The sequence below is a fragment of the Corynebacterium sp. LK2590 genome (assembly GCF_040946105.1).
Classification (GTDB): Bacteria; Actinomycetota; Actinomycetes; order Mycobacteriales; family Mycobacteriaceae; genus Corynebacterium.
In genome coordinates, this window is sequence record NZ_JAYWMH010000007.1 from 59597 (window position 1) to 82183 (window position 22587).

General features: G+C 66.4%; 21 protein-coding genes and 1 pseudogene. 10 read left to right on the forward strand and 12 right to left on the reverse strand.

Annotation, left to right across the window (positions count from 1 at the left end; genetic code table 11):
* Nucleotides 1-4 precede the first annotated feature (4 nt).
* From rnpA to VVR85_RS09475, 6 genes are read left to right on the forward strand one after another with little or no spacing between them, the layout of a single operon-like run.
* On the forward strand, nt 5-361 hold the full coding sequence (rnpA, locus tag VVR85_RS09450; RefSeq protein WP_368520647.1) for a ribonuclease P protein component: 357 nt from the start codon (nt 5-7) through the stop codon (nt 359-361).
* On the forward strand, nt 349-618 hold the full coding sequence (gene yidD / locus VVR85_RS09455; RefSeq protein WP_368520648.1) for a membrane protein insertion efficiency factor YidD: 270 nt from the start codon (nt 349-351) through the stop codon (nt 616-618). Before rnpA ends, yidD begins: the two co-directional genes overlap by 13 nt.
* Before the next feature lie 12 nt (nt 619-630).
* Complete coding sequence (gene yidC / locus VVR85_RS09460; protein WP_368520649.1) at nt 631-1608, forward strand: membrane protein insertase YidC; 978 nt, start codon at nt 631-633, stop codon at nt 1606-1608.
* A gap of 49 nt (nt 1609-1657) precedes the next feature.
* The gene (gene rsmG / locus VVR85_RS09465; RefSeq protein ID WP_368520650.1) at nt 1658-2266 is read left to right on the forward strand and encodes a 16S rRNA (guanine(527)-N(7))-methyltransferase RsmG; all 609 of its coding nucleotides are present in this window, start codon (nt 1658-1660) and stop codon (nt 2264-2266) included.
* Between the two features lie 10 nt (nt 2267-2276).
* Nucleotides 2277-3128, forward strand: coding sequence for a ParA family protein (locus VVR85_RS09470; protein ID WP_368520651.1), 852 nt, complete (start codon nt 2277-2279; stop codon nt 3126-3128).
* Between the two features lie 4 nt (nt 3129-3132).
* Nucleotides 3133-4221: a ParB/RepB/Spo0J family partition protein gene (locus VVR85_RS09475; RefSeq protein WP_368520652.1), complete on the forward strand. Its 1089-nt coding sequence runs from the start codon at nt 3133-3135 to the stop codon at nt 4219-4221.
* An 80-nt stretch (nt 4222-4301) separates the two neighbouring features.
* On the opposite strand, the gene VVR85_RS09480 is transcribed toward VVR85_RS09475, so the two are convergent.
* From VVR85_RS09480 to VVR85_RS09520, 9 genes and pseudogenes are all read right to left on the reverse strand, one after another.
* On the reverse strand, nt 4302-5483 hold the full coding sequence (locus VVR85_RS09480) for an N-acetylmuramoyl-L-alanine amidase (RefSeq protein WP_368520729.1): 1182 nt from the start codon (nt 5481-5483) through the stop codon (nt 4302-4304).
* 38 nt (nt 5484-5521) lie between these two features.
* Nucleotides 5522-5845 carry a thioredoxin gene (gene trxA / locus VVR85_RS09485; protein ID WP_070767829.1) on the reverse strand — a complete coding sequence of 108 codons (324 nt, stop codon included), beginning with the start codon at nt 5843-5845 and terminating at the stop codon, nt 5522-5524.
* 6 nt (nt 5846-5851) lie between these two features.
* Entirely contained in the window at nt 5852-6778 is a 927-nt protein-coding gene (trxB, locus tag VVR85_RS09490; protein ID WP_368520653.1) for a thioredoxin-disulfide reductase, read from the reverse strand.
* A gap of 133 nt (nt 6779-6911) precedes the next feature.
* Nucleotides 6912-7421, reverse strand: coding sequence for an RNA polymerase sigma factor (locus tag VVR85_RS09495; protein WP_368520730.1), 510 nt, complete (start codon nt 7419-7421; stop codon nt 6912-6914).
* 265 nt (nt 7422-7686) lie between these two features.
* On the reverse strand, nt 7687-10239 hold the full coding sequence (gene pepN, locus VVR85_RS09500) for an aminopeptidase N (protein WP_368520654.1): 2553 nt from the start codon (nt 10237-10239) through the stop codon (nt 7687-7689).
* 104 nt (nt 10240-10343) lie between these two features.
* Nucleotides 10344-10877 (reverse strand): YceI family protein, encoded by a 534-nt coding sequence (locus tag VVR85_RS09505; RefSeq protein WP_368520655.1) that lies wholly within the window; start codon nt 10875-10877, stop codon nt 10344-10346.
* A 212-nt stretch (nt 10878-11089) separates the two neighbouring features.
* Nucleotides 11090-14476, reverse strand: a complete 3387-nt coding sequence (murJ, locus tag VVR85_RS09510; protein ID WP_368520656.1) for a murein biosynthesis integral membrane protein MurJ — start codon at nt 14474-14476, stop codon at nt 11090-11092.
* Between the two features lie 18 nt (nt 14477-14494).
* Nucleotides 14495-16711: a hypothetical protein gene (locus tag VVR85_RS09515; RefSeq protein WP_368520657.1), complete on the reverse strand. Its 2217-nt coding sequence runs from the start codon at nt 16709-16711 to the stop codon at nt 14495-14497.
* Nucleotides 16711-17220, reverse strand: a pseudogene (locus VVR85_RS09520) (NUDIX hydrolase); the annotation flags it as partial. The gene VVR85_RS09515 and the pseudogene VVR85_RS09520, both read right to left, overlap by 1 nt.
* Nucleotides 17221-17512: 292 nt before the next feature.
* Here VVR85_RS09520 and VVR85_RS09525 point away from each other — a divergent pair.
* The 4 genes from VVR85_RS09525 to VVR85_RS09540 are packed head-to-tail and all read left to right on the forward strand — an operon-like array spanning nt 17513 to nt 20659.
* Nucleotides 17513-18949 (forward strand): CCA tRNA nucleotidyltransferase, encoded by a 1437-nt coding sequence (locus VVR85_RS09525; RefSeq protein ID WP_368520659.1) that lies wholly within the window; start codon nt 17513-17515, stop codon nt 18947-18949.
* Nucleotides 18949-19545 carry a YqgE/AlgH family protein gene (locus VVR85_RS09530; protein WP_368520660.1) on the forward strand — a complete coding sequence of 199 codons (597 nt, stop codon included), beginning with the start codon at nt 18949-18951 and terminating at the stop codon, nt 19543-19545. Before VVR85_RS09525 ends, VVR85_RS09530 begins: the two co-directional genes overlap by 1 nt.
* A 56-nt stretch (nt 19546-19601) precedes the next feature.
* Nucleotides 19602-20327 (forward strand): AzlC family ABC transporter permease, encoded by a 726-nt coding sequence (locus VVR85_RS09535; protein ID WP_368520661.1) that lies wholly within the window; start codon nt 19602-19604, stop codon nt 20325-20327.
* Entirely contained in the window at nt 20327-20659 is a 333-nt protein-coding gene (locus tag VVR85_RS09540) for a branched-chain amino acid transporter permease (RefSeq protein ID WP_368520662.1), read from the forward strand. The genes VVR85_RS09535 and VVR85_RS09540 overlap by 1 nt, the downstream gene beginning before the upstream one ends.
* Here the strand turns inward: VVR85_RS09540 and VVR85_RS09545 are convergent.
* Genes VVR85_RS09545 through VVR85_RS09555 form a run of 3 tightly spaced genes read right to left on the reverse strand, consistent with a single transcriptional unit; the run spans nt 20656 to nt 22405 of the window.
* Nucleotides 20656-20994 carry a hypothetical protein gene (locus tag VVR85_RS09545; RefSeq protein WP_368520663.1) on the reverse strand — a complete coding sequence of 113 codons (339 nt, stop codon included), beginning with the start codon at nt 20992-20994 and terminating at the stop codon, nt 20656-20658. The genes VVR85_RS09540 and VVR85_RS09545 overlap by 4 nt on opposite strands.
* A 34-nt stretch (nt 20995-21028) precedes the next feature.
* Nucleotides 21029-22006, reverse strand: a complete 978-nt coding sequence (locus tag VVR85_RS09550; protein WP_368520664.1) for a bile acid:sodium symporter family protein — start codon at nt 22004-22006, stop codon at nt 21029-21031.
* A 54-nt stretch (nt 22007-22060) separates the two neighbouring features.
* Nucleotides 22061-22405: a Rieske (2Fe-2S) protein gene (locus tag VVR85_RS09555; RefSeq protein ID WP_141759337.1), complete on the reverse strand. Its 345-nt coding sequence runs from the start codon at nt 22403-22405 to the stop codon at nt 22061-22063.
* Nucleotides 22406-22587 lie beyond the last annotated feature (182 nt).

Below are 22587 nucleotides of genomic sequence, written 5' to 3' on the forward strand. Positions count from 1 at the left end.
AACAGTGCTCCCTAAACCCCATAAGCTCACCTCGCCGACGCAATTTCGTCGGACCATCAAGGGCGGGCGCCGGGCTGGGTCACGCACCCTCGTGGTGTATGTCTTAGACACTTCTCACCAGCGTGACGAGATCGCGGTCACAGGTCCGCGGTTCGGGCTGGTGGTCTCGAAAGCCGTCGGGAACGCCGTGGTTCGCCACCGCACCTCCCGGCGGCTTCGCCATGTGTGCCTCGGGCTGCTGGACGAACTGCCCGGACACTACGACGTGGTGATTCGCGCCCTGCCCGCCAGCGGCAGCGCCCCGAGTGCCCAGCTGGACGCCGACCTGCGGAAGGCCTTGGCCCGCGCATGCCGTACCTAAACAGCTCCGAGGAGGAAATCCCGGCTGCTCGTGGCGCTGCGGTTCCGCTGGTGGCTATGGTGCGCTTCTACCAAAAAAATTTATCAGGCCTTAAACTGGTTTCGACCTGTCGTTTCGAACCGACCTGCAGCGCTTATGCACTGGAAGCTATTTCGGTGCATGGGGCCGTGCGCGGCACCGGGATGGCACTGGCACGCTTGGCCAAGTGCGGCCCGTGGCATCCCGGCGGGTTTGATCCAGTAAAGAAGAAAACTTAGGAATTCGTTTCAGTGCTTAATATCATCTACTGGCCGATTTCGGCCGTCCTGTGGTTCTGGCACTGGCTGCTGAGCTTCGTGCTCGACCCGGCGGCCGGTATCACCTGGATCCTGGCGATTGTTCTGCTGACGTGGACCTTGAAGGCGATCATGGTCAAGCCGACCATCACGCAGATCAGGTCCTCGCGCCGCATGCAGGAGATCCAGCCGAAGATGCAGGAGATCCGCAGCAAATACGCCAACGACAAGACCAAGGCTGCCGAAGAGATGCAGAGGGTCTACAAGGAGTCGGGCGTCAAGCCGGTGGCCGGCTGCCTGCCGATGTTGGCCCAGATCCCGATGTTCATCGGCCTGTTCCACGTTCTGCGCTCCTTCGACCGCACCGTCTCCGTGGCGGGCGGCCTGGGCCACACCGCCGGCGAGCCGATGACGGTGGAGCAAAACCGCCAGACCGCGAACTACATCTTCAGCCCCGAGCTGGTCCAGCAGTTCCTGGACGCGAAGATCTTTGGCGTTCCGCTGGTAGCCAACCTGCGCGTGAACTCCCCGGTCCTCGAGGACGTCACCGTCGCGCAGGCGGCCGTCATCATCGTGCCGCTGATTGCCATCATTGCTACCCTGACCCACTTCAACGCGCGCATGAGCTTGAACCGCCAGGAGAAGCGTCGCCAGTCCGGCAAGGTCAACGCGCCGCAGGGCGATAACGCGGAGATGATGCAGCAGCAGATGGCCGTGATGAACAAGATGATGCTCTGGGTTATGCCGGGCATGCTGGTCTTCTCCGGCTTCATCTGGCCTATTGGTCTGCTGTTCTACATGCTGGCCAACACCGTCTGGACCTTCGTCCAGACCCGCACCATCTACGCCAAGATGGACGCTGAGGAAGAAGCCGAGGAAGAGGCCAAGCGCGAGCTCAAGCGCACCACGGCCCCCAAGCCCGGCGCTCGCAAGAAGGACAACCGCAGCAAGAAGCAGCGCCGCCAAGGCTAGCTCTTCGGCTAGTTTCCCAGGAGTACACCACAAGAAAACGGAGAATAGAGTGTCCCAACTGGACCCGTCTGTAGTATTCGGTTCCCGCCTGCCGCTGGCGCAGGCCTACCACGACTCGCTCGCTACGGACGGGTCCACTCGTGGTTTTATCGGCCCCCGCGAGGTCCCGCGCCTCTGGGACCGCCACCTGCTCAACTGCGCCGTGGTCGAGGAGCTCATTGCCGCCGATGCCCGCGTCGTCGACGTCGGCTCCGGCGCTGGCCTGCCGGGCATCCCGCTGGCCATCGCCCGCCCGGACCTGCACCTGGATCTGGTTGAGCCCCTCCTCAAGCGCTACAACTACCTCAACGAGGTGGTGGACCTGCTGGGCTTAGACAACGTCACCGTCTGGCGCGGTCGCGCCGAGGAAGGCCCCATTAAGAAGGCCGTTAGCGGCTGCGACGTGGTGACCTCCCGCGCGGTGGCGCCGCTGGGCAAGCTGGCCAAGTGGTCCCTGCCGCTGGTGCGCAAGGGCGGCGAGATGATCGCCTTAAAGGGCGAGTCGGTACGCGACGAGCTTGAGCGGGATGCCGCGGATATTAAGCGGGCCGGCGGCGGTAAAGCCGAGGTCACTACGGTGCGGGGAACCACCGTCATCCGTGTCCCGCGCGTGAACTAGAGTAGTGGGCATGACTACTCCCCGGCTTATCACCATCGCCAACCAAAAAGGCGGTGTCGGCAAGACCACCAGCGCCGTGAACCTCGCCGCCGCACTGGCGGATTCCGGGCACAAGGTGTTGGTGGTCGACTTGGACCCGCAGGGCAACGCCTCTACCGCTGTCGGGGCGGCTCACAATTCCGGCACGGACTCCAGCTACGAGGTGCTGCTGGGTGATTGCCGCGCGGAACAGGCCATGCAGAAGTGCCCGGACGTGGACAACCTCTACTGCATCCCCGCCACCATCGACCTGGCCGGGGCGGAGATCGAGATGGTCTCTCTGGTGCGGCGCGAGTTCCGCCTGTACGACGCCCTGCACAAGGGCTTTTTGGACGAGCACGAATTCGACTACGTCTTCATCGACTGCCCGCCCTCGCTGGGCCTGCTCACCATCAACGCGATGACGTGTGCGGAAGAAGTCATCATCCCGATTCAGTGCGAGTACTACGCCCTGGAGGGCGTGGGCCAGCTGCTGGGCAATATCTCCATGATCCGGGAGCACCTGAACGAGGATCTGCACATTTCGGGCGTGCTGCTGACCATGTTCGATGCCCGCACGAAGCTGGCCGAGCAGGTCGCCGACGAGGTCCGCGATCAGTTCGGCGCCGTCGTTTTGGGCAACGTCATCCCGCGCTCCATCCGGGTCTCGGAAGCGCCGGGCTACGGCAAGACCGTCGTGGACTATGATCCGTCCTCGACCGGCGCGCGCGCCTACGTGGCGGCCGCCCGGGAACTCGACGAGCGGGGCGACTACCGCCCCCACCCCACCACGGGCGCCATTGGGGTAAGCCCGGAAATTTTCGCGGAATTGGAGGAAGGCTAAAACCATGGCGGACAAGAAAGCAGGAGCACCCAAGGCGGGCAAGGCACCGAAGGCGCAGCACGGCGGCCTCGGCCGCGGTCTGGCAGCGCTCATCCCGTCTGGGCCGGACGCGCCGACCCGCAAGCCGCGCCTGGGGGATTCCGCGGCGGATGTCATCCTGGGCAACGCCACCTCGCGCACGCCCGCTGAAGGCTCCTCTGAGGGTGGTTCCGAGGGCAAGCGCGTGAAGGGCGCTCCCACCATCCAGTCCGGGAACACCGGCAAGAAAAAGCAGCCGAAGCCGGCCGCTATCGGGGCCACCTACCGCGAGGTGCCCGTGGGCGACATCCTGCCCAACCCGAAGCAGCCGCGTACCGTCTTCGACGAGGACGAGCTCAAGGAGCTGGTTCACTCGATCAAGGAATTCGGCCTCCTGCAGCCCATCGTGGTGCGGCCTTCGGAGGAGGGCGGCTTCGAGCTCATCATGGGTGAGCGCCGCTGGCGCGCTTCCGCCAAGGCGGGCCTGGCCACGGTGCCAGCCATCGTGCGGGACACCACCGACGACAGCATGCTGCGCGACGCCCTGCTGGAAAACCTCCACCGCGTGCAGCTCAACCCGCTGGAAGAGGCCAACGCCTACCAGCAGCTGCTGGAGGAATTCGGGGTCACGCAGAACGAGCTGGCCGACCGCCTGGGCCGCTCCCGCCCGCAGGTGACCAACATGCTGCGCCTTCTGCGCCTGCCGGTGGCCGTGCAAAAGCGGGTGGCCGCCGGGGTGCTCAGCTCCGGCCACGCGCGCGCCCTGCTGGGCCTGGATTCGGCCGAGGCGATGGAAGAAATCGCCAACCGGATCGTGGCCGAGGGCCTGTCCGTGCGCGCCACTGAGGAGGCCGTGACGCTCTACAAGCGCCAGGGCAAGGCCGACCAGCCGGCCAAGCGGCAGGCGCCGGTGCAGCCGCAGTACTTCACCGACTCCGCGGAGCGGCTGTCCGATCGCTTCGACACCAAGGTGACGGTGACCATGGGCAAGCGCAAGGGCAAGATGGTCGTGGAATTCGGTGACCAGGAAGACTTCGAGCGCATCATGTCCCTCATCGAGGGCGAGAAGAACTAGCCGCGGCTTGCCGGGCACAACAAAAGCCAGCGTCGAGAATCTCGACGCTGGCTTTAGTGTTTACCGTGGCTTTTTAAGTCCTAGGACTGCTCGGCCTCGAGCAGCTCGGCGAATTTGTACGTGCCGGTGGCCAGGTTGTCCTCGTCCATGAGGTAGAGGCGCTTGACGGCCACGACGATGGCCTCGGCGATGTCGTCGCGCTTGGCGGGATCGGTGAGGATCTCCGTGTCGTGCGGGTTGGTCAGGTAGCCCAGTACCACCTGCACGACGGGCATCTGGGTAAAGCGCAGCAGCTCCCAGGTGCGGCCGTGGTTGCGGCAGTTGTTCAGGTTCGTGCGGGCTACGATTTCGCGCTGGATGAACCCGGAAAGGGTCTCCCCGATGAGCGAGGAGTTGCCGGACTCGGAGCCGAAGTAGAACGTCGCCACGCCGTTGGCCTTCTCGTTGGCGTAGGAGTCACAGGCCAGGGAAATAACCAGGTCCGCGTCGAAGGCGTTGGCCATCTCGGAGCGTTCCTTGATCGACGGATCGTGCATGCGCGGGCGGGAGAGGATGGTCTCCATCCCGGCGGCAATCATGCGGCCCTCAACGCGCTGGGCGAGATCCCAGATGAGCTCTTCCTCGGTGATGTCGCCGTAGCGCCCGGTCACGGTCCGGCCCTTGCGGGAGCCGCCGAGGCCCGGATCGATCACCACGCGCTTGCCGCTCAGCTTCGGGCCCGCGTTGCGCACGCGCTCGCGCTCCTGGATGTTGTGCGCCGAGCCGCCGGTGATCCGGCGGCCCAGCAGGCTCAGTGCCCGGAGGGTAACCGGCCCGCACACGCCGTCGGCCTGCAGGCCACTGTTGAGCTGGTAATCAGCCAGCGCGTCGTGGGTGTACTGGCCGAAGTGCCCGTCCACGCGGTTGTGGTAAAAGCCAAGCTCTTCCAGCTGGGACTGGAGCTGCGAGACGTCGTCGCCGACCAGCTCGCTGCCCTGCTGGAACTGCAGGACACGGGTGCCGAGGGAATAGGACGCCAGGCGCATCTCCCGCAGCGTCATGTCATCAATGCGACCGGAGGGGATGATCCCGCGCGACTGCTGGAAGGCCTTGATCGCTTCCGCCAACTCAGTATCGAAGTACTTGTCTTGCTCCGAGTAGCTCTGCTTCTTCCAGGCGCTTACCTCGCCGGAGTACTGCGTCAGCTGGCCGAGGCGGGCCAGGTTCGCGCGTGCCTCAGCGACGCGCACGCTGGTGTCGCCCACACTTAAAACGCGATTCACATTCATTCCTTCATCCTTCAAGCATCCCTGAACCACGGCTAAAGGTGGTTGTTGATCTTGGACAGAATGTCTTCCTTGCTGCGCAGACCAGCAAATTCCTCGACCTTCTCGCCGTTTTTGAAGATCAGCACCGAGGGCAGGGACATGATCTGGAACATGGCCGCCAGGTTGCGCTGCTCCTCGACGTTGACCTTCACGACGCCGACCTTGTCGCCCAGCTCTTCTGCGATCTCGTCCAGCAGCGGGGAGAGTTTCTTGCAGGGACCGCACCAGTCCGCCCAGAAATCGACGACGACCGGCTTACCGGCCTCGATAACCTCGGAACGGAAGTTATCAGTGGTCACTTCTTTGACATTGCTCATAATAATTTAACGATTCTCCGCGAGGAAATGTTCCGCATCGATCGCCGCGCGGCAACCGGAGCCGGCGGCGGTGATGGCTTGCTGGTAGTGGTCATCGACCAAGTCGCCGCAGGCGAAGACGCCCGGCAGGTTGGTCTGGGTGCCCGGGTGGGTCACGGTGACGTAGCCGGCCTCGTTGAGGTCGACCTGGCCCTCGAGGAAGGCCGAGCGCGGGTCGTGGCCGATGGCCACGAACATGGCGGTGACATCGAGGGTCTTGGTCTCCCCCGTCACCGCGTCGCGCAGCTCCAGGCCGCTGACCTTTCCGTCTTCTTCGATAACGCGCTCGACGGTCTGGTTGAGCTCCCACTTAATCTGCGGGTTCTGCTGCGCGCGCTCCAGCATGATCTTGGAGGCGCGGAAGTTCTCGGAACGGTGCACGATGGTCACGGTCTCGGCGAACTTGGTCAGGAAGGTTGCCTCCTCCATGGCGGAGTCGCCGCCGCCGATGACCGCGATGTTGTGGCCCTTGAAGAAGAAACCGTCGCAGGTCGCGCAGGTGGACACGCCGCGGCCGGTCAGCTCCTGCTCACCGGGCACGCCCAGGTGACGCGGGGCGGCGCCGGTCGCCAAGATGACGGTGCGGGCCTCGAAGACCTCGTCGCCGACGTGCAGCTTCTTAATCTCGCCGTCGAGCTCCACGGAGTCGACGACCTCCATGCGCAGGTCAGCGCCGAAGCGGGTGGCCTGAGCGCGCATTTCCTCCATGAGGTCCGGGCCCATGATGCCCTTCTGGAAGCCGGGGTAGTTTTCTACCTCGGTGGTGTTCATCAGCTCGCCGCCGTATTCGAAACCTTCGAAGACGATGGGGTTTAACTCCGCGCGGGCCGCATACAGCGCCGCGGTGTAGCCGGCCGGGCCGGATCCAACGATGGCGACATTGTGAACGGTCATGTGTGTGTAACTCCCCTTGATTCAAATCGAGTCGCTTAACGCCCCAGATTCTACTCGGTCTAGGGAAAACTCCCGCATCGACAGCACGGGCCTGCGGGAAGTTGATACACAACCTTAACCATTCGTCGGTTTCTCACGACGAAAAAGAGATGGCTTCCTTGAGCACACCCTTGGCCCGGGCGCGGCGGGACTTGATGGTCCCGGGCGCCACGCCCTGGTGGCGGGCGACCTCGGCCACGTCGAAGCCGGCGACGTCGATCAGCCACAGCGCCACCCGCTGATCCGGGCGCAGCAGGCGCAGGGCGGCGCTGAGCGTCAGCCGCAGATCCACGTCCCGGTCGTCGGTGCAGGCCAGCAGGTGGTTGTAGTCCTCCTCCACGACGCCCGCGTCCAGTGAATAATTCTCCCGGTTGGAGCGGTGGTTGAGGAAGTCGTAGCCGGAGTTCATCACCAGCCGGTGCAGCCAGGTGCCCAGCCGGGCCTCCCGCCGGTAGGTGTGCAGCTTCCGGCTGGCGCGCAGCAGCGCCTCCTGCACGATGTCCTGGGCGTCCGTGTCGTTATGCGTGTACCGCCGCGCCACGGTGGTCAGGCGCGAGCGGTGGCGCTCCACGATGGCGGAAAAGGCCTTGCCGTCTCCCCCGATATACGCGTCGACGAGTTCCTGATCGGTCTTGTCGCGCCCCGCGGTGGCAGTGCTATTTGCGCTGTTTGCGCTGTTTGCGCTGCTTGTCTTGTCTGCGTGATCTGCTGTGTGATCTTTGTGGTCAGTTTTATGGCTGGATAGAGTCTCCCCCGAGCCCATCGCTTGAAACACCCCCGAGTTTTAAAAAGTGATGGTGACTCCTATTCCACCTTATTTTTGCGACCTGCGCCACCCGGGGAGACGAAGTTTTCTCGGGGAGGTGCTCCTAGCGCTGGGCCGGCGAGGCCTTCACGGCCTGCCGGCGGTGCAGCTCGTCCTGGCATTCGGTCAGCACGCGGGCCAGCGCGCGCGGGGGCTGGTGGCTTTCGATAAAGGCCGTGGTGGCGGCGTCACTGCCCGGCAGGTACGGGTAGAGGCCGCGGACGAGCCGGTTGGCAATCTCGATGGGGTGAGCCTCCCAGAGGTGCGAGATCTTATCGAAATAGACCTGGGCGAAGGGCTCGCGCAGGGCCTTCGAGCGCGGGGCGTTGAAGGCGGCCAGCAGGGAGTCGACCTGGGCGTTGGAGAACTTCTCCGGGGTGGTCACCAGGTCGAAGACCTCGCGCTTGGTGGCGGCGTCCGGGGTGGAATAACGCGCGCCGAGGGCGGCTGCGGCGCCGGTGAGCGTGGCATCGTTAGCCTCTTCCGCCGCCAAATCCTCGGCGCTGAAGGCGTCGCGGGCGCGCAGGGCCTTGACCAGGGACCAGCGCACATCCGTATCGAGGCGCAGCCCGGCAAGCTGCCCGTCCAGCAGCGCCTTGAGGCGCGCGACGGGGGCGTCGCCGGGCGCGGCGGCTAGGGCGGCAATCGTGCTGCGGGCCAGGATGAGCTGCTCGTCGGAGCCGGGCGCGGCCCGGTGGACAAGATCCCAGAGCCGGTCCGCGAAGTCGGTGCGGGCCGCGTCCTGCTCGGCCTCCGGCAGAAAGCAGTTGATCGCGTAGTGCGCGTTGTTCAGCGCGGTGGCCAGCAGGGTCGCGTTGGTCTCCGCGGCGGCATGCCGGGTGACCGTCTCCACGTACTGGCTGACCGGCCAGGCGCCGTCGCGGGTCATGTTCCACACCCCGGTCCAGATCACCGCCCGTGTCAGATCGCTGTCGATCTCGGACAGGCGGGTGCGGATGGTCTCCAGGGAGCGGGCGTCGAAGCCCACCTTGGCGTAGGCGTGGTCCGAGTCGTTGACCACCACCAGCGCGGGCAGGTCCAGCCCGGCGGCCTCCGGGATCTCCGTGGCTCCGGCGCCCGCGGCGATGTCGACGTCGAAGGTGGCCTGCTTGCGCAAGTGCTCGTCCAGCAGCGTCACGTCCAGGCGGTGCGGGCGGGTGGATTCCGGGTCCGCGCTTAAAACGGAAAGGTGCTCGATAGCCGTGGTGCCGGTGACCTTGGGGCGCAGGCTATCGATGCCGGTGGTGCGCAGCCAGTGCCGCGCCCACTCCGGCAGGTCGCGGTCGGTGTGCCCGGCTAGCGCGTCCAGGAAGTCGTCGAAGGTGGCGGCGGCGAAGGCGTGGGCGGCGAAGTAGTCCCGCGCGCCGGCGTAGAAGGCCTCGCGGCCGACGTAGTGGACCAGCTGCTTCAACACGGCTGCACCCTTGGCGTAGGTGATGCCGTCGAAGTTCTGGCGGGCGGCGTCCACGTCCGGGATCTCCGCCTTGATGGGGTGCGTGGTGCGCAGCTGGTCCTGCTGGCAGGCCCAGTTCTTGCGGCTGCCGGCGAAATTCGCCCAGGCCTCCGTGTAGGCGGTGGCCTCCACCGAGGAATCCGCGCCCATGAACTCGGCGAAGGACTCCTTCAGCCACAGATCGTCCCACCAGCGCGGGGTCACCAGGTCGCCGAACCACATGTGCGACATCTCGTGGAGGATGGTGTTCGCGCGCCCGGCGTGCTGGGCGCGGGTGGCCTGCGAGCGGAAGAGGTACTTCTCCGTGAAGGTGACCAGGCCCGGGTTTTCCATGGCGCCCAGGTTGTATTCCGGCACGAAGATGGAGTCGTACTTGCCCCACGGGTACGGGTATCCGTAGTGCGCGTGGAAAAACCCCAGGCCCTGTTGGGTCAGCTCGAGGATCTCGGCGTCGAGGTGGTCCGCCATGGACGCACGGGCGAAGGCGCGCAGCTGGATCGGCTGGGCGCTGTCGCTCTGAGGGGTCCAGCTATCTTCCACCACGCGGTAGGGCCCGGCCGCGAAGGCGGTCAGGTACGTCGACAGCGGCGGCGTCGGCGCGAAGGTGCAGGTCACGTAGTCCTCGTCGCAGTCGGTGCGGCTGACCTCCGGCTGGTTGGACAGGATCTGCCAGGCCTCCGGGGCCGTGATGTGGACGGTGAATGCGGCCTTCAGGTCCGGCTGGTCGAAGCACGGGAAGATGCGGCGGGCGTCCGAGGGCTCCAGGTGGGAGTAGATATAGACGGCGTCGTCCGCCGTGTCCACCATGCGGTGCAGGCCCTGCCCCGTGCGGGAATAGCGGCTCTGGCCGTGGACCTCGAGGCGCACGGTCTGGCCGACCGGTACGTCGTCGACGGTCAACCAGCCGTCGGCGAAGGCAAACGGGCACGGCTGGCCGTCGAGGGTGACGCTATCCACGCTGGCGCCCAGGTAGTCCAGGAAGACGTGCGGGTCAGCGGTGGAAAACTCCACGACGACGTGCACGCCGAAGGTCGCCTGGGTGGCCGCGGCACTCAGATCCAGGTGCAGATCGTAGGAGTCCACCCGCAGGTTCTCGCTGCGGTGGCGCGCCGCCTCCTGGGTGAGGGTGGCGGGTTCGGGCACGGAGGCAGTCTGGGAAGTCATAGCCACCACAGTAGTGCCTGAAAACGCCGGAAACCCCGGAATCGGCTCCGCAAAGTCTGCGAGCCGACCCGGGGTCTGGGTCTTGTTGGAAGGGGGCGAGCGCCTTACTGCTTGATGGCGGAGGCCTCGATCTCCAGCTTGATTTCCTCGGAGACCAGCACGCCGCCGGTCTTGAGCGGGGCGTTGAAGTCAACGCCGAAGTCGGTGCGGTTGATCTTGCCCTTGGCCTCGAAGCCCAGGCGGGTGTTGCCGAACGGATCCTCGGCGATACCGTCGGTCTCGACCTCCAGGGTGACCGGCTTGGTGGTGCCCTTGATGGTCAGGTCGCCGGTGACGGAGCCGTTGCCGGACTCGTCCAGCTGGAACTCGGTGGCGGTGAAGGTGATCTCCGGGAAGGACTCAACGTTGAAGAAGTCCTCGCCCTTGACGTGGTTGTCGCGGTCGGCGTTGCCGGAGTCGATGGAGCCAGCCTTGATGGTGACCTCGGCCTTGGAGTCAGCGATGTTGTCCGCGATGGTGATGTTGGAGTCGAACTCGGTGAAGTTGCCGCGGACCTTGGTCACCATGGCGTGGCGGGCGACGAAGCCGATGGTGGTGTGGGCCGGGTCCAGAACGAAGTTACCTGCGAGGTTGGTCATTGTTACTCCTTGAAGTAGTCGGTGTAGTAGGCGGTGTTTGTTTGGCAAGCGCCAGTCTATGAAATTCTCCGCGCACCTGTTGTTGATGCGTCTACAAACGATGATACACCAAGGTTTAAATCTGTCAACCCCTGCTAGGAGATAATTTTTTAGTTAACGGCTAAACTAACCGCTAGCTGCGGGAATCCGCCGGGGCCGCAGCGGAAGAAAAGCTACTGCGGTACTCCGGCGACGCGGATATCGGCCAGGGTGGCCTTCTTGTTCTTCGGAAGTTCGCTGACCCAGACGAGCAGGCCGTCGTAGAACTCCGGCTTCTCCTTCAGGTCCAGCGAGGTGCGCGAGCCCTGCAGGGTCTCGTTGGCCAGCTGCGGCAGCTGTTCCAACTGCGGGTTCGTGGGATCGAAGGTCTCCGAATCCACCGCGTAGATTTCCACCGTCGCCTGGGAGCTCCCCGACTGATCGATGATGACGTCGCGCAGCTGCACCGGGTCCTCAAGGCTTAAGACCACGCCGGTCTCCGCCTTCTCGGTGGACCAGCGCGTGGACTTGTCGCCGTCGATGAGTTCTTTGGCGTCCTTGTTCGCCGGCACGGTGTCGGCCGATTTGGCGTCGAGGAGCAGCGGCGGGCCCGAAAGCAGGGTCGGCTCGGCCTGCTTGACGGCCTCGGTATTGATGGGCGCGTTCTCGGCGTTGTTGCCCAGGATCGACATCACCCAGGTGGTCAGGGCCGCCATGAGCACCACGAAGATCGTGGCCAGCACGCCGATGAGCAGCACGCCGGAGCCGGAGTAGCCGCGCCCGCCGAAGCCGGCGGTCGGTTCCGGGGTCTCCTCCGGGGTATCGTCCGGCAGCTGGCTGACCGGTAGGGCCTCGTCGCCTTCCGGATCGTCCGGGGCGAAGTCGTAGAGGCGGCGGGCGATGCCGGCCAGGGTCTTGCCCTGCGCGGTGGCCAGCGCCTCCTGCTTGTCTTCCTTGTCGTCCGCGTCCGCGGCGTCGAGTTCGCGGTAGGCCTGTTCCACCTCTCCCGCGACCTCCTCGCCGGAGAGCCCGGCATCGGCCGCGATATCGCGCAGCACCTTCGGCGTGGGCGAGGTCGACTCGACCAGCATGTCGAGCGCGGAGCTCAGGCTCTCGCGGTCGGTGGACTCCGCGGCGTCGCTCAGCACCGCCGGGAAGGCCAGCACGGCCACGCCGTCGGTGGAGATCCGGATGCGGTCGCGGTGATCCAGGCCCATGAGTACGCCGGCCTCGTGGGCGGTTGCGGTGTCCTCGACCATGTAGCCCATCGCGTGGGCGACCGCGTGCGGGTCCAGCCCGTCGGAGGCGGCGACCGTCTTCAGCTCGGTGCCGGCGACCCAGTCGGCCACCACCAGGCAGCCGGAGCGGTAGGACAGCACCTCGATGTTCGGCGCCACCGAGGTCAGGCCGAGCTCGCCCAGCTTGCGGGTGTTGCGGGCCACCGCGGCGGAGCGGCGCGCGGCCTGGCCCGGGTTCGCCGGCGCGAACGGCGCCTGGTTGGTGGTGTCCACGAAGGTCAGCGCCACCGTCCGGCCGGTGGACTGCTCGCGCGCCTGCCAGAAGCGGGCGCCGGCCACGGAGCCGTGGTCCTTGAGCAGGCGGAAGCGGCCGTCGGAGACCGGCGCGCCCGGGACCAGCCGGGGGCCGCGGACAATGCCGGCGGACATGGGCGGCGGGACCGGCGAGGAGTTGAAGGAGTCCTGCGTGAACACGGACTGGATCTCCTGCAGCTCCGGCTCCTCGACCTCGATGGCCTGGGAGTTGTCGACCTTGATGAAGCGTGCCATGCCCGGGATGCGGTGCAGGGCCCGGCCCAGGTTCTGGACCTCGGGCAGGCCGGAGCGGGACAGCACTAGGCCGGTGATGACGACGAAGAGCAGCCCGAAGACGATAACGCGCAGCAGGTAGAAGATGGACGGCATGGGATCCGGCAGCACCAGGCCCACCAGCCAGTTCGCGGCCATCGTGAGGGCGACTCCCACCACGCCGGAAATCGTGGCCCACACGATCGTGCGGCTGAGCTCCTTGCCGCCCAGGGAGCCCAGCTTGCGCTTGAGCAGGAACGCGCCGATGACCGCGCCGGAGATGAAGCCGAAGCCGTTGGCGGTACCCAGCAGGATGACTACGTGCTCCGGGGTGCTGGCCACCAGCGGCGCCAGCAGGGTCAGCACCACCTTGGTGAAGGTAATGCCGGCGATGATAAACGTCGGGGTCCAGGCTTCCTCGCGGGCGTAGAAGACGCGCAGGTGCAGCAGCACCAGCGCATAAGGGATCAGCGTGAAGGCGGAGAAGCTAATAGTTAGGCCGAGCTGCTCGGCGCTGTCGGCGCCGTAGGAACCGTACTGGAAAAGAGCGCGCGCGATAGGCGTGCCGAAGGCCGTCATGAAGATGACGATCGGGATGAGCGCGATGAAGGTCAGCTTGGAGCTCAGCGTCAGGTCCCGGACCACGCCGTCGACGTCGCCGTCGGCTGCGTTGCGCGACAGCCGGGGCATGATGGCGGTCAGCAGCGTGACGCCGATGATGCCGTAGGGCACCTGCAGCAGCAGCCAGGCGTTCTGGTAGACCAGCGGCGCGCCGGCGTCGGCGTGCGCGGCCACCCGGGAGGTAACCACGTAGCCGGCCTGGGAGATGGCCACGTAGGCGATGATGGCCACCGCCATGCTGCCGAACTGCTTGATGCGTTCGTCCAGGCCCCACATCGGCCGCATGTTGATGCCGGCCTTCTTCAGGTACGGCAGCAGGATCAGCGCCTGGACCACCACGCCCGTGGTGGTGCCCAAGCCCAGCAGGATGACGTGCGGGTCGGTCACCGCGCTGGGCGCGTCCGGGTGCAGGCTGCCCGGCAGGAAGCGGTACATCAACAGCACCGAGATAGAGATGATGTTGTTGACCACCGGCGCCCACGCGCCCGGGCCGAAGATATTCTTCGTGTTCAGCACCGCCTGGGACAGCGCGAAGAGCCCGTAGAAGAAGATCTGCGGCAGCAGGAAGTAGGCAAAGGAGATCGCCTGGATCGAGTTCGCCTTGGAATCTTCGGGCAGCATCAACTCCGTCAGCAGCGGAGCGAACAGCACCGAGAGCAGCGTGACCACGCCGAGCAGGCTAAAGGCCAGCGTGAACAGCCGGCGGATGAAGACCTCGCCGCGGTCGGAGTCCTCCTTCTCCGCGCGCACCAGCACCGGCACGACCAGCGAGGTCAGCACCGCGCCCAGGACGATCTCGGTGACGAGGTTCGGGATCTGGTTGGCGGAGCTGAACGCCGTGCCGACGGCGGCGCCCAGGGTGGCGCCGATGAGCATCTGGCGGAGGAAGCCGGTGATACGCGACAGCAGCGTGGCGATGGCCATCGTGCCGGTCGCGCGCACGACGTCGCGGTCGCTGGTGGACTGCTCGGCGTTCTTGCCGCGCAGATCCGACTTGTCCTCCACCGGCTCCGCGGCCGGCACGTTCACCGGTTCGCGGCGGGTGGGCACGGGAGCCGGCGGCGACGCCGAAACGATCCGCCCGCGGAGGCCGGCGGGTTTCGGTTCTTCGTGCCTGGATTCTGATTCAGCCTCGCGGCCCTGCTGGTTGGTCATAGAAAAACTTAAGCTCTTTTACGTCTCTGATTTCTTCTTGCGCCCGACCTTAAAAAGAAGGGCCAAACCTACTGCGAGTGCAGCGGCGATGCCGATGCCATAGACACTGAGGATACCGGCTCGGGTCTGCACGGCGATACTTATTGGCTGCGAGATCATGTCGGATTCCGGGGTGGCCAGCCACAGCTCCATACGGATGCGGTCGGTCTGCTCGGGAAGATCGGCGGTCATGTTCACCGTAATAGAGCCGGTGGCGGGGATCCGAACCCGCTCCGGCGTGTTCAGCCGGGCGTTATCCGGGCCCTGGTACTCCAGCGTGGCCTCCACCGGCAGCGGCAGGCCGTTTTCCGCCACGATGAGCAGCGGCGAGGACTCCGAGACGCGCGTGTAGACGTTGCCGGGCGGCAGCAGCGTGACCGAGGAGCGCAGCTCCTGCAGCGTGTTCGAGTTGGCGTCCAGGCGCCGGACGGAGGCCTCTTCCGACTCCTTAGTGGTCGGCAGGCTGGTCCGCCGGGTGGCCGAAAGCGCCGTGAGCAGATCGTGGCGCAGCGGCTGGGTAAAGCCGTAGCGGGTCAGCGCGATATGCGGATCGTTGACCATGATCTTGGTCAGCTCGTCGGCGTACTTCGCCTGCTGCTTGATGCGCCCGGTCTGGGTGGCATCGAAAGCAGCCGGGTCCACGTAGGGGCTGCCAGCCGGCAGGCCCTGCTCCGCCGCCTCGTTGGTTTCCAGCGGCAGCGCGGAAACCGGCTTGGCACGCGCGGTGTGATCTACCAGCACGGCCTCGCCCGCGGCGAGCACCTGGTCGGCGGTGGCCGGCTCCAGGGTGGCGGGCAGCACGGCCAGGGTGTCGTCTTCCTGGGCGCCCAGCCGGAGGGCTGCGGCGGCGCTCAAGTCCCGCGCGAGGACGGAGTCCACCCGGTAGTCGTAGCGCAGCTCCGGGTTGGAATAGGCCGTGGTCTGCGGCCGCGTGCCGGTCTGGGCCAGCAGGCTACCCAGGGAGGGGTCGAAGGAAAGCGCCTGGCCGGCCCAGATGCTGTTGTTGGCCACCACGGCGGGCCGGCCGAGGTCCTCGGTCACGTAGCCCTTGCTGCCCACCAGGGCGTTGCTGGCCAGCGGGCGGCCGGCCAGGCGCTCGATAATTTCGGCGCCGTGCGCGAAGGCCTCGTGATCGAGCCAGGCGTTGTCCACGCTGCGCACGGCCGAAGGATCCGCGTCCGCCCAGGGCATGGCCATAACGCAGTCGAGCTGCTTGATCTTGGCCAGCCACTGGCTGGCGGCCCTACTGCCCTGCCCGGACTCGCCGCGATAGTCCGCGTCCTCGTTGAACCACGAATCGCGCAGGCGCTTGGCCTGGTGCGCCACCGAGGGCCGGGAGTCATGGACGGTGTAGCCGTCCTCCATGCGCTCGACCACGCTGAGCAGCGCCGGGTCCAGCGCCGCGCAGGCCGCGCCCTGCAGGTCGTGGGACAGGTAGCTATCCACCAGGCGGTCCAGCCGTCCCCCGGGCGAGAGGGACTGGGCCAGGTGATCGGACTCCAGAATCAGCGATTGCCCGCCGGTATCCCCCGGCACGATGTCCACCGTGTCAGTAATCGGATAAATAACAGACAGGTCGTGGGGCTCGGAGTTCTCTGTCTCTTCTGTGTCTTCTGCGTCTTCGGCCGCGTCGCTTGGGGACTCCTCCCCCGGCTGCGGCGCGAGATCCAGCAGCGTGCGGTCCTCCGACAGGCTGACCGGTTCCCCGTCGCGGGTGCCGGTCAGCGTGTAGAGCAACGGGTAGATGCCGGCCTCGGTGATGGCCAAAGAGCCTTCGCCCTCCAGCCCGGTCGGGATCGTCAGGCTGACCTCCCGGGTCTCCCCGGGGCCCAGGGCCCCGGGGTTGGCGCTGGCGCCGAAATACGGGAAGGAGCCTTGGGCCAGCTGCGTGCGGGCCTCGGCGGTGGTGGCCACCGCATCCCCGCGCCGGGTGGTGACCTGCAGGTCGTCTACGGCCTGATCGGTCGGGTTGTGGATCCGGAAGCGCACGGTCAGCGTGTCGCCCACCTGGACCGGGCTGGCCTCGATGAGCTCGAGGTCCAGCTGGCCCGGCTGGCGCGCTTGGCCCCAGGCGGCGGAGTCAGCGTCCTGCGCGGTCGCGTCGGGGGTGGCCGCCGGGCCGCCGATGCTGATTCCGAGCGCCACGGCCAGGCAGGCGGTCGTACCGGCGGTCAGGCGGCGGAGTCGGCGTCCCATCACCGCGGCGTGGCCTTCCCGGCGGCTGCCTCCTGACGGGCCATGTCCGGCAGGATGTCGTGGGCAATGCGGGCCAGCTTGCGCTCGTCCGCGTAGGCCAAATGCTCGATGAGTTCGGAGACGGGGATCCAGGCCACCTCGGTGACCTCCGGGTCCTCGTCGTTGAGGATGCCGTCGACGAAGCGCAGCAGGTGGTGGTGCACCGTCTTGTGGATGCGTACCCCGTCGGAGACGAACCAGTAATCAATAGTGCCGAGATCGGCGAAGACCTCGCCGTGCACGCCGGTTTCCTCCCAGACTTCGCGCTCGGCGGTGGTGTGCCGCGGCTCCCCGGGCTCCACGTGGCCCTTCGGCATGGACCACAGCAGGCGGCCGCGGCGGTCGAGCCGGCCGATCAGCGCCACGTAGATGCGGGTGAGATCCACCTCGCCGCCGTCGTGGACGGCCTCGGCGAGGCCGGAGACCACCAGGCCGCCGGCCGAAGTCTCGTCCCGGGTGGTCATGTGGCTGGCCGCCGCCTGGCGCCGGGAGTTGTTGCCGCCGCGCCCGCCGCGGGACTTGGAATGGGTGCGGGTATTCTTGCCGCCCTTGCGGGCGTTGTTCGCGCGCCCGCCGCGGCGCGACTTGGCCCCGCCGCGCCGGCGCGAGCGGCCGCGGCCCCCGCGACGGGAGGAGCTGGAACCGCTCCCGCCTGCCGTGGCAGCCGCAGGCTCGCCGCCGGGCGCGGCGTTGGTGTTGCTGGCCTTCGGGCTGGCCTCGTTGTGGTTAGTCATCCTGGTTAATCGTAGTAGACTAACGTGCGTGAATTTTCAGGACACTCAGCTAATTGGCGTTATGGCGCGGGCAGAATCCGCGATTGCCCAACTCAGTGACCTGTTGAGCGGGCTCGTGGAGCGCTTCGCGCAGCGAGGCTTTCCGCTCTACCTGGTAGGTGGTTCCGTCCGGGACGCCCTTTTGGGGCGCCTGGGCAATGACCTCGACTTCACCACCCCAGCCCGCCCCGACGTCGTCCAGGAGATCTTGGAGGATTACGCCGAGAAGGTCTGGGACACCGGCATCGCCTTCGGCACCGTCTCCGCGGTCTACCGCGGCCAGCAGATCGAGATCACCACCTTCCGCGCGGACTCCTACGACGGCGACTCCCGCAACCCGGAGGTCGTCTACGGCGACACCCTGGCCGGGGACCTAGTTCGCCGCGATTTCAAGATCAACGCCATGGCGGTCGAGCTCAAGGCCGACGGCGGCCGCGAATTCCACGATCCGCTGGGCGGCCTGGAGGATCTCGTCGCCGGGATCATCGACACCCCGGACGCGCCGGAGATCTCCTTCCACGACGATCCGCTGCGCATGCTGCGCGCCGCCCGCTTCGCCTCCCAGCTGGAATTCCACGTCGCCGACCGGGTCTTCGGCGCCATGCAGGACATGGCCGGCGAGATCCGGCGCATCACCGTCGAGCGCATCCGCGTCGAGCTGGACAAGCTGGTCGCCGGTACTGCGCCGTGGGTGGGCATCGACCTGCTGGTCGATACCGGGATCGCCGAGATCGTCATCCCCGAGATCCCCGCCATGTGCATGGCCCCGGACGAGCACGCCCAGCACAAGGACGTCTACGCCCATTCCCTGCAGGTCATGCGGCAGGCGATGGATCAGGAAGAGGACGGACCCGACCTGGTCCTGCGCTGGGCGGCGCTGCTGCACGACTGCGGCAAGCCGGATACCCGGGACACCACCGGCGGCAAGGTGACCTTCCACCACCACGAGGTGGTCGGCGCGAAGCTGGTGCGCAAGCGCCTGCGCGCGCTGAAATTCCCGAAGGCCATGACTCAGGACATCGCGCAGCTGGTCTACCTGCACATGCGCTTCCACGGCTTCGGCGAGGGGCAGTGGACGGATTCCGCCGTGCGCCGCTACGTCACTGACGCCGGCGCGCTGCTGCCGCGCCTGCACAAGCTGGTGCGCGCGGACTGCACCACGCGCAACGAGCGCAAGGCGCGCCGCCTGCAGCGGACCTACGATCACCTGGAGGAACGCATCCAGGAGATCCAGGAGAAGGAAGACCTGGCCCGCGTGCGCCCGGACCTGGACGGCAACGAGATCATGGAGATCCTGGGGCTGCAGCCGGGGCCCGAGGTGGGCCGCGCGTGGTCGTTTATGAAGGAACTGCGCCTGGAGCAGGGCCCGCTGCCCCGCGAGGAAGCAATTGCAAAGCTACGTGCTTGGTGGGAGTCTGGTAGTTAATGTACGCGGACCGACTATTTAATGCCCTCGAACGCAACGACCCGGAGCCCGGCCAACTGCTGGTCGCCGCCCCGGGCATGTTCTCTGCCGAGTTTGCCCGCTCGGTTATCCTCATCATCCAGCACGACGACTACCTGACCTTCGGCGTGAACCTGACGACCCGCAGCGAGCTGGCGGTCTTCAACGTGCTGCCCGAATACCTGCCGGTGGTCGCCAAGCCGCAGGCCCTCTACATCGGCGGCCCGCTCAACCAGCAGTCCGTGGTGGGCCTGGGCATGACCAAGCAGGGCGTGCGCTTCGAGGATCACCCGCAGCTCAGCCGCCTGGCCCCGCGGCTGGCGCACGTGGACATGCGCGCCGACCCGGAGTTTTTGGCGCAGACCCTGGACGGGATGCGGCTGTTTGCCGGCTACGCCGAGTGGGCCCCGGGCCAGCTGCAGCAGGAGATCGACCGCGGCGACTGGTTCGTCGCCCCGGCCCTGGCCCATGACGTGTTGACTCCCGGCCCGGCCGACCTGTGGGCGGACGTGATGAAGCGCCAGCCGATGCCGCTGCCGCTGTATTCCACCTTCCCCGCCGACCTGGATGATAATTAGAATTTTTATCTCCATTCTCGGGGGCGGGTGGGCGTCGCCGCCGCTACGATAAGCGCATGCACGCTGATGTTCGCCAGGGATTGAAGGACACCTGGACCGTAGCCTTGGGCCTGGTTCCCCTGGGCCTAGCCTTCGGTGTCCTGATCGTCCAAACCGGCTTCGACTGGTGGTGGGCGCCTATCTTTTCGATCGTCATCTATGCCGGCTCCATGGAGTTTTTGGCCATCAGCATGGTCACCTCCGGGGTCGGCCCGCTCTCGGCGGCGCTGACCGGCTTCATGGTCAACTTCCGCCATATCTTCTACGGGTTAAGCTTCCCCCGCCACCGCATCTCTTCGGTGGGCGGGAAGGTCTACTCCACCTACGCGCTGACGGACGAGACCTACGCGATCGTCTCGGCACTGCCCCACGACTCCGCCCTGACCGGGCGGCGGATACTTACCATCCAGCTCTTCGCCCAGTTCCTCTGGGTCGGCGGCGGCGTGGTGGGTGCGCTGGCGGGCCAGGCCATCCCGGACAACGTGCAGGGGATTGAATTCGCGCTGGTGGCCCTGTTTGTGGTGCTGGCGCTGGATTCCTTTCGCAACAACCCGGACTTTTCCCTGCCGGCGGTCGCCGCCTTGCTGGGCATAGTGGCGGTGGTTATCACGCCCAACCAGGTGCTGATGGTCGCGCTGATCGCCTATTTCCTTTTCCTGCTGGCGCGCGTGTATTCCCCGCGCTTCGATGAACTCATCGAGTGGCGCCGCGGGCCCCACCGGGCACAGGGAGGTGAACGCTGATGCCAGCTGGCGTGAGCCTATCCATGATCCTGGCCGTGCTCATCCCGGTCTGCGTGGTCACGGTCCTGCTGCGGCAGATCCCCTTTAGCTTTGTTAAGGCGCTGCGCGGCAGCGATCTGGTCAGCGTTTTGGGCCGGACGATGCCGGTCGGCGTGATGGTGGTCTTGGTCGTCTACACCATCGTCGGGCAGTCCGCGGCCCCGGGCGGCATCCTGGCCGCCCTGCTGGGCGCGGCCGTCACCGCCGGCCTCCACCTGTGGCGGCGCGAGTCCGGGCTGTCCATCCTGGGCGGCACCGCCGTCTACATGGTGCTGGTGAACTTCGTCTTCTAGAGCCCCGGAAAGCGCAGCTGCGCCTCGACCCAGAGGGACTCGAAATCCGCCGCGGCGAGGTACTCGGCGTCGATGTCCGGGTAGGACGCGTAGGTATCCGGGTGCGGCACGGTGCTGTTGGGCTTGTCGATGCTGCCGACGCGCTGGCTGCCGCTGACCGCGCCGGCGATCTGCCCGTCCGGGGTTTGTGCGATGAGTCGGTGGATGCGGCAGCTGCGGGCGTCGAGCTGCTGCATCTCGGCCACGTGGATGGCCGCGCCGGCGCCCGGGATGTGCAGCGTGGTCTTGACGTAGAGCAGCGCCTTGTCGCTCTCGGAGTTCTCTGCGGAAGTCATGGCACCCAAGTCTAGTGCCTAGCCTTCCCGGTGTTTAACGCGCCTCGGCCGCGGGGTCTTGCCGGGCGTAGCGGGCGGCCAGCCACGAGCAGACCATCAGCTGGACCTGGTGGTAGATCATCAGCGGCAGGATCAGCAGCCCCAGCTGCCCGCCGCCGGTGGCGAAGATGACCGAGGCCATCGGCAGGCCGGTGGCCAGGGACTTCTTCGAGCCGCAGAATTCGATGGCGATGACGTCGGGGCGTGCGAAACCCAGGCGCGCGCTCACCCAGCGGGTCAGCCACAACACGGCGCTGACCAGCACGACGGCGAAGACGATGAGGAATAGCAGCTGGCCCACCCCGATATCGGACCAGATCCCGCCGACCACGCCGGAGGAGAAGGCGGAGTAGACCACCATCGCGATGGAGCCGCGGTCGACCACCTTCGTGGCCTTGTGGGCGGCGAAGTTCTTCACCCAGCGGCGGGTCAGCTGGCCCAGGACGAAGGGCATGAGCAACAGGAGGGAAATCTCCAGAAAGACCGAGGAGTCGATGTGGATGCCGTGGCCGGCGCCCATGCACAGCATCACCAGCAGCGGGGTGAGGATGACTCCGGCGAGGTTAGACAGCGAGGCTGAGACGATGGCCCCCGCCACGTTGCCGCGCGCGATGGAGGTGAAGGCGACCGAGGACTGCACCGTGGACGGGACCAGCGTCAGGTAGAGAATGCCCAGGTAGAGCTCGTCGCCCACGACGAAGGACAGGGGCCGCAGGGCCATGCCGATGAGCGGGTAAAGCACGAAGGTAGCCGCCAGGATGGTCAGGTGGAGCCGCCAGTGCTGCAGGCCCGCGAGCGCCTCCCGGGTGGATAGTCGCGCGCCGTAGAGGAAGAAAAGCAGCGCGATCGCGATGTTGGTGAGTACCGCGAAGACCTCGGCGAACTGCCCTCGGGCGGGCAAGACGATCGCGATAAGGACCGCCGTGATGATCAGGACGATGAGCGGATCTAGTCGGCGCAGTGCGTTGAGCATGTACCGCAGTTTACGCCCCGCCTCCCCCTCGGCGGCGGGGTTTCACGTGAAACCTTAGACGGTCTTCACGGTGGTTCCGTCGTCCTCGACGGAGATCTCCTCGAGCGGATCGCGGCCGGGTCCGGAGACGACCGAGCCGTCGGTGATGTCGTACTCGGTGTAGTGGGAGGTGCAGATGACGTGGGAGCCCTCCACCTCGGTAATGGGGTTGCCCTGGTGGGGGCAGGTCTGCGAGTAGGCCTTGAAGAGCCCCTCCTCCGGCTGGGCGAAAATCACGTTGTCGACGATGACGGCGGAGCCGACCGGGATCTCGGTGGCGGCGATCTCCGCCGAGGCCTGCTTGCCGCAGGCGGCGAGGTAGGCGCCAGCGAAGGTGGTGGCGGTCCCGAGCAGGAACATGCGACGCGAACACTTCATAGTCATGCCCCCTACTCTATCCCTCGGCCGGCGGGGAGACTATTTACGGCAGGCTATCCTTCCGTCGCCTCGGGCCCCACGCGGGCAACGCGAGAGACAAAAACACCCACCACAAACATTGCGTCACAGTGACAATAGTGGTGGGTGCTGCGGGTCTAGGCCGC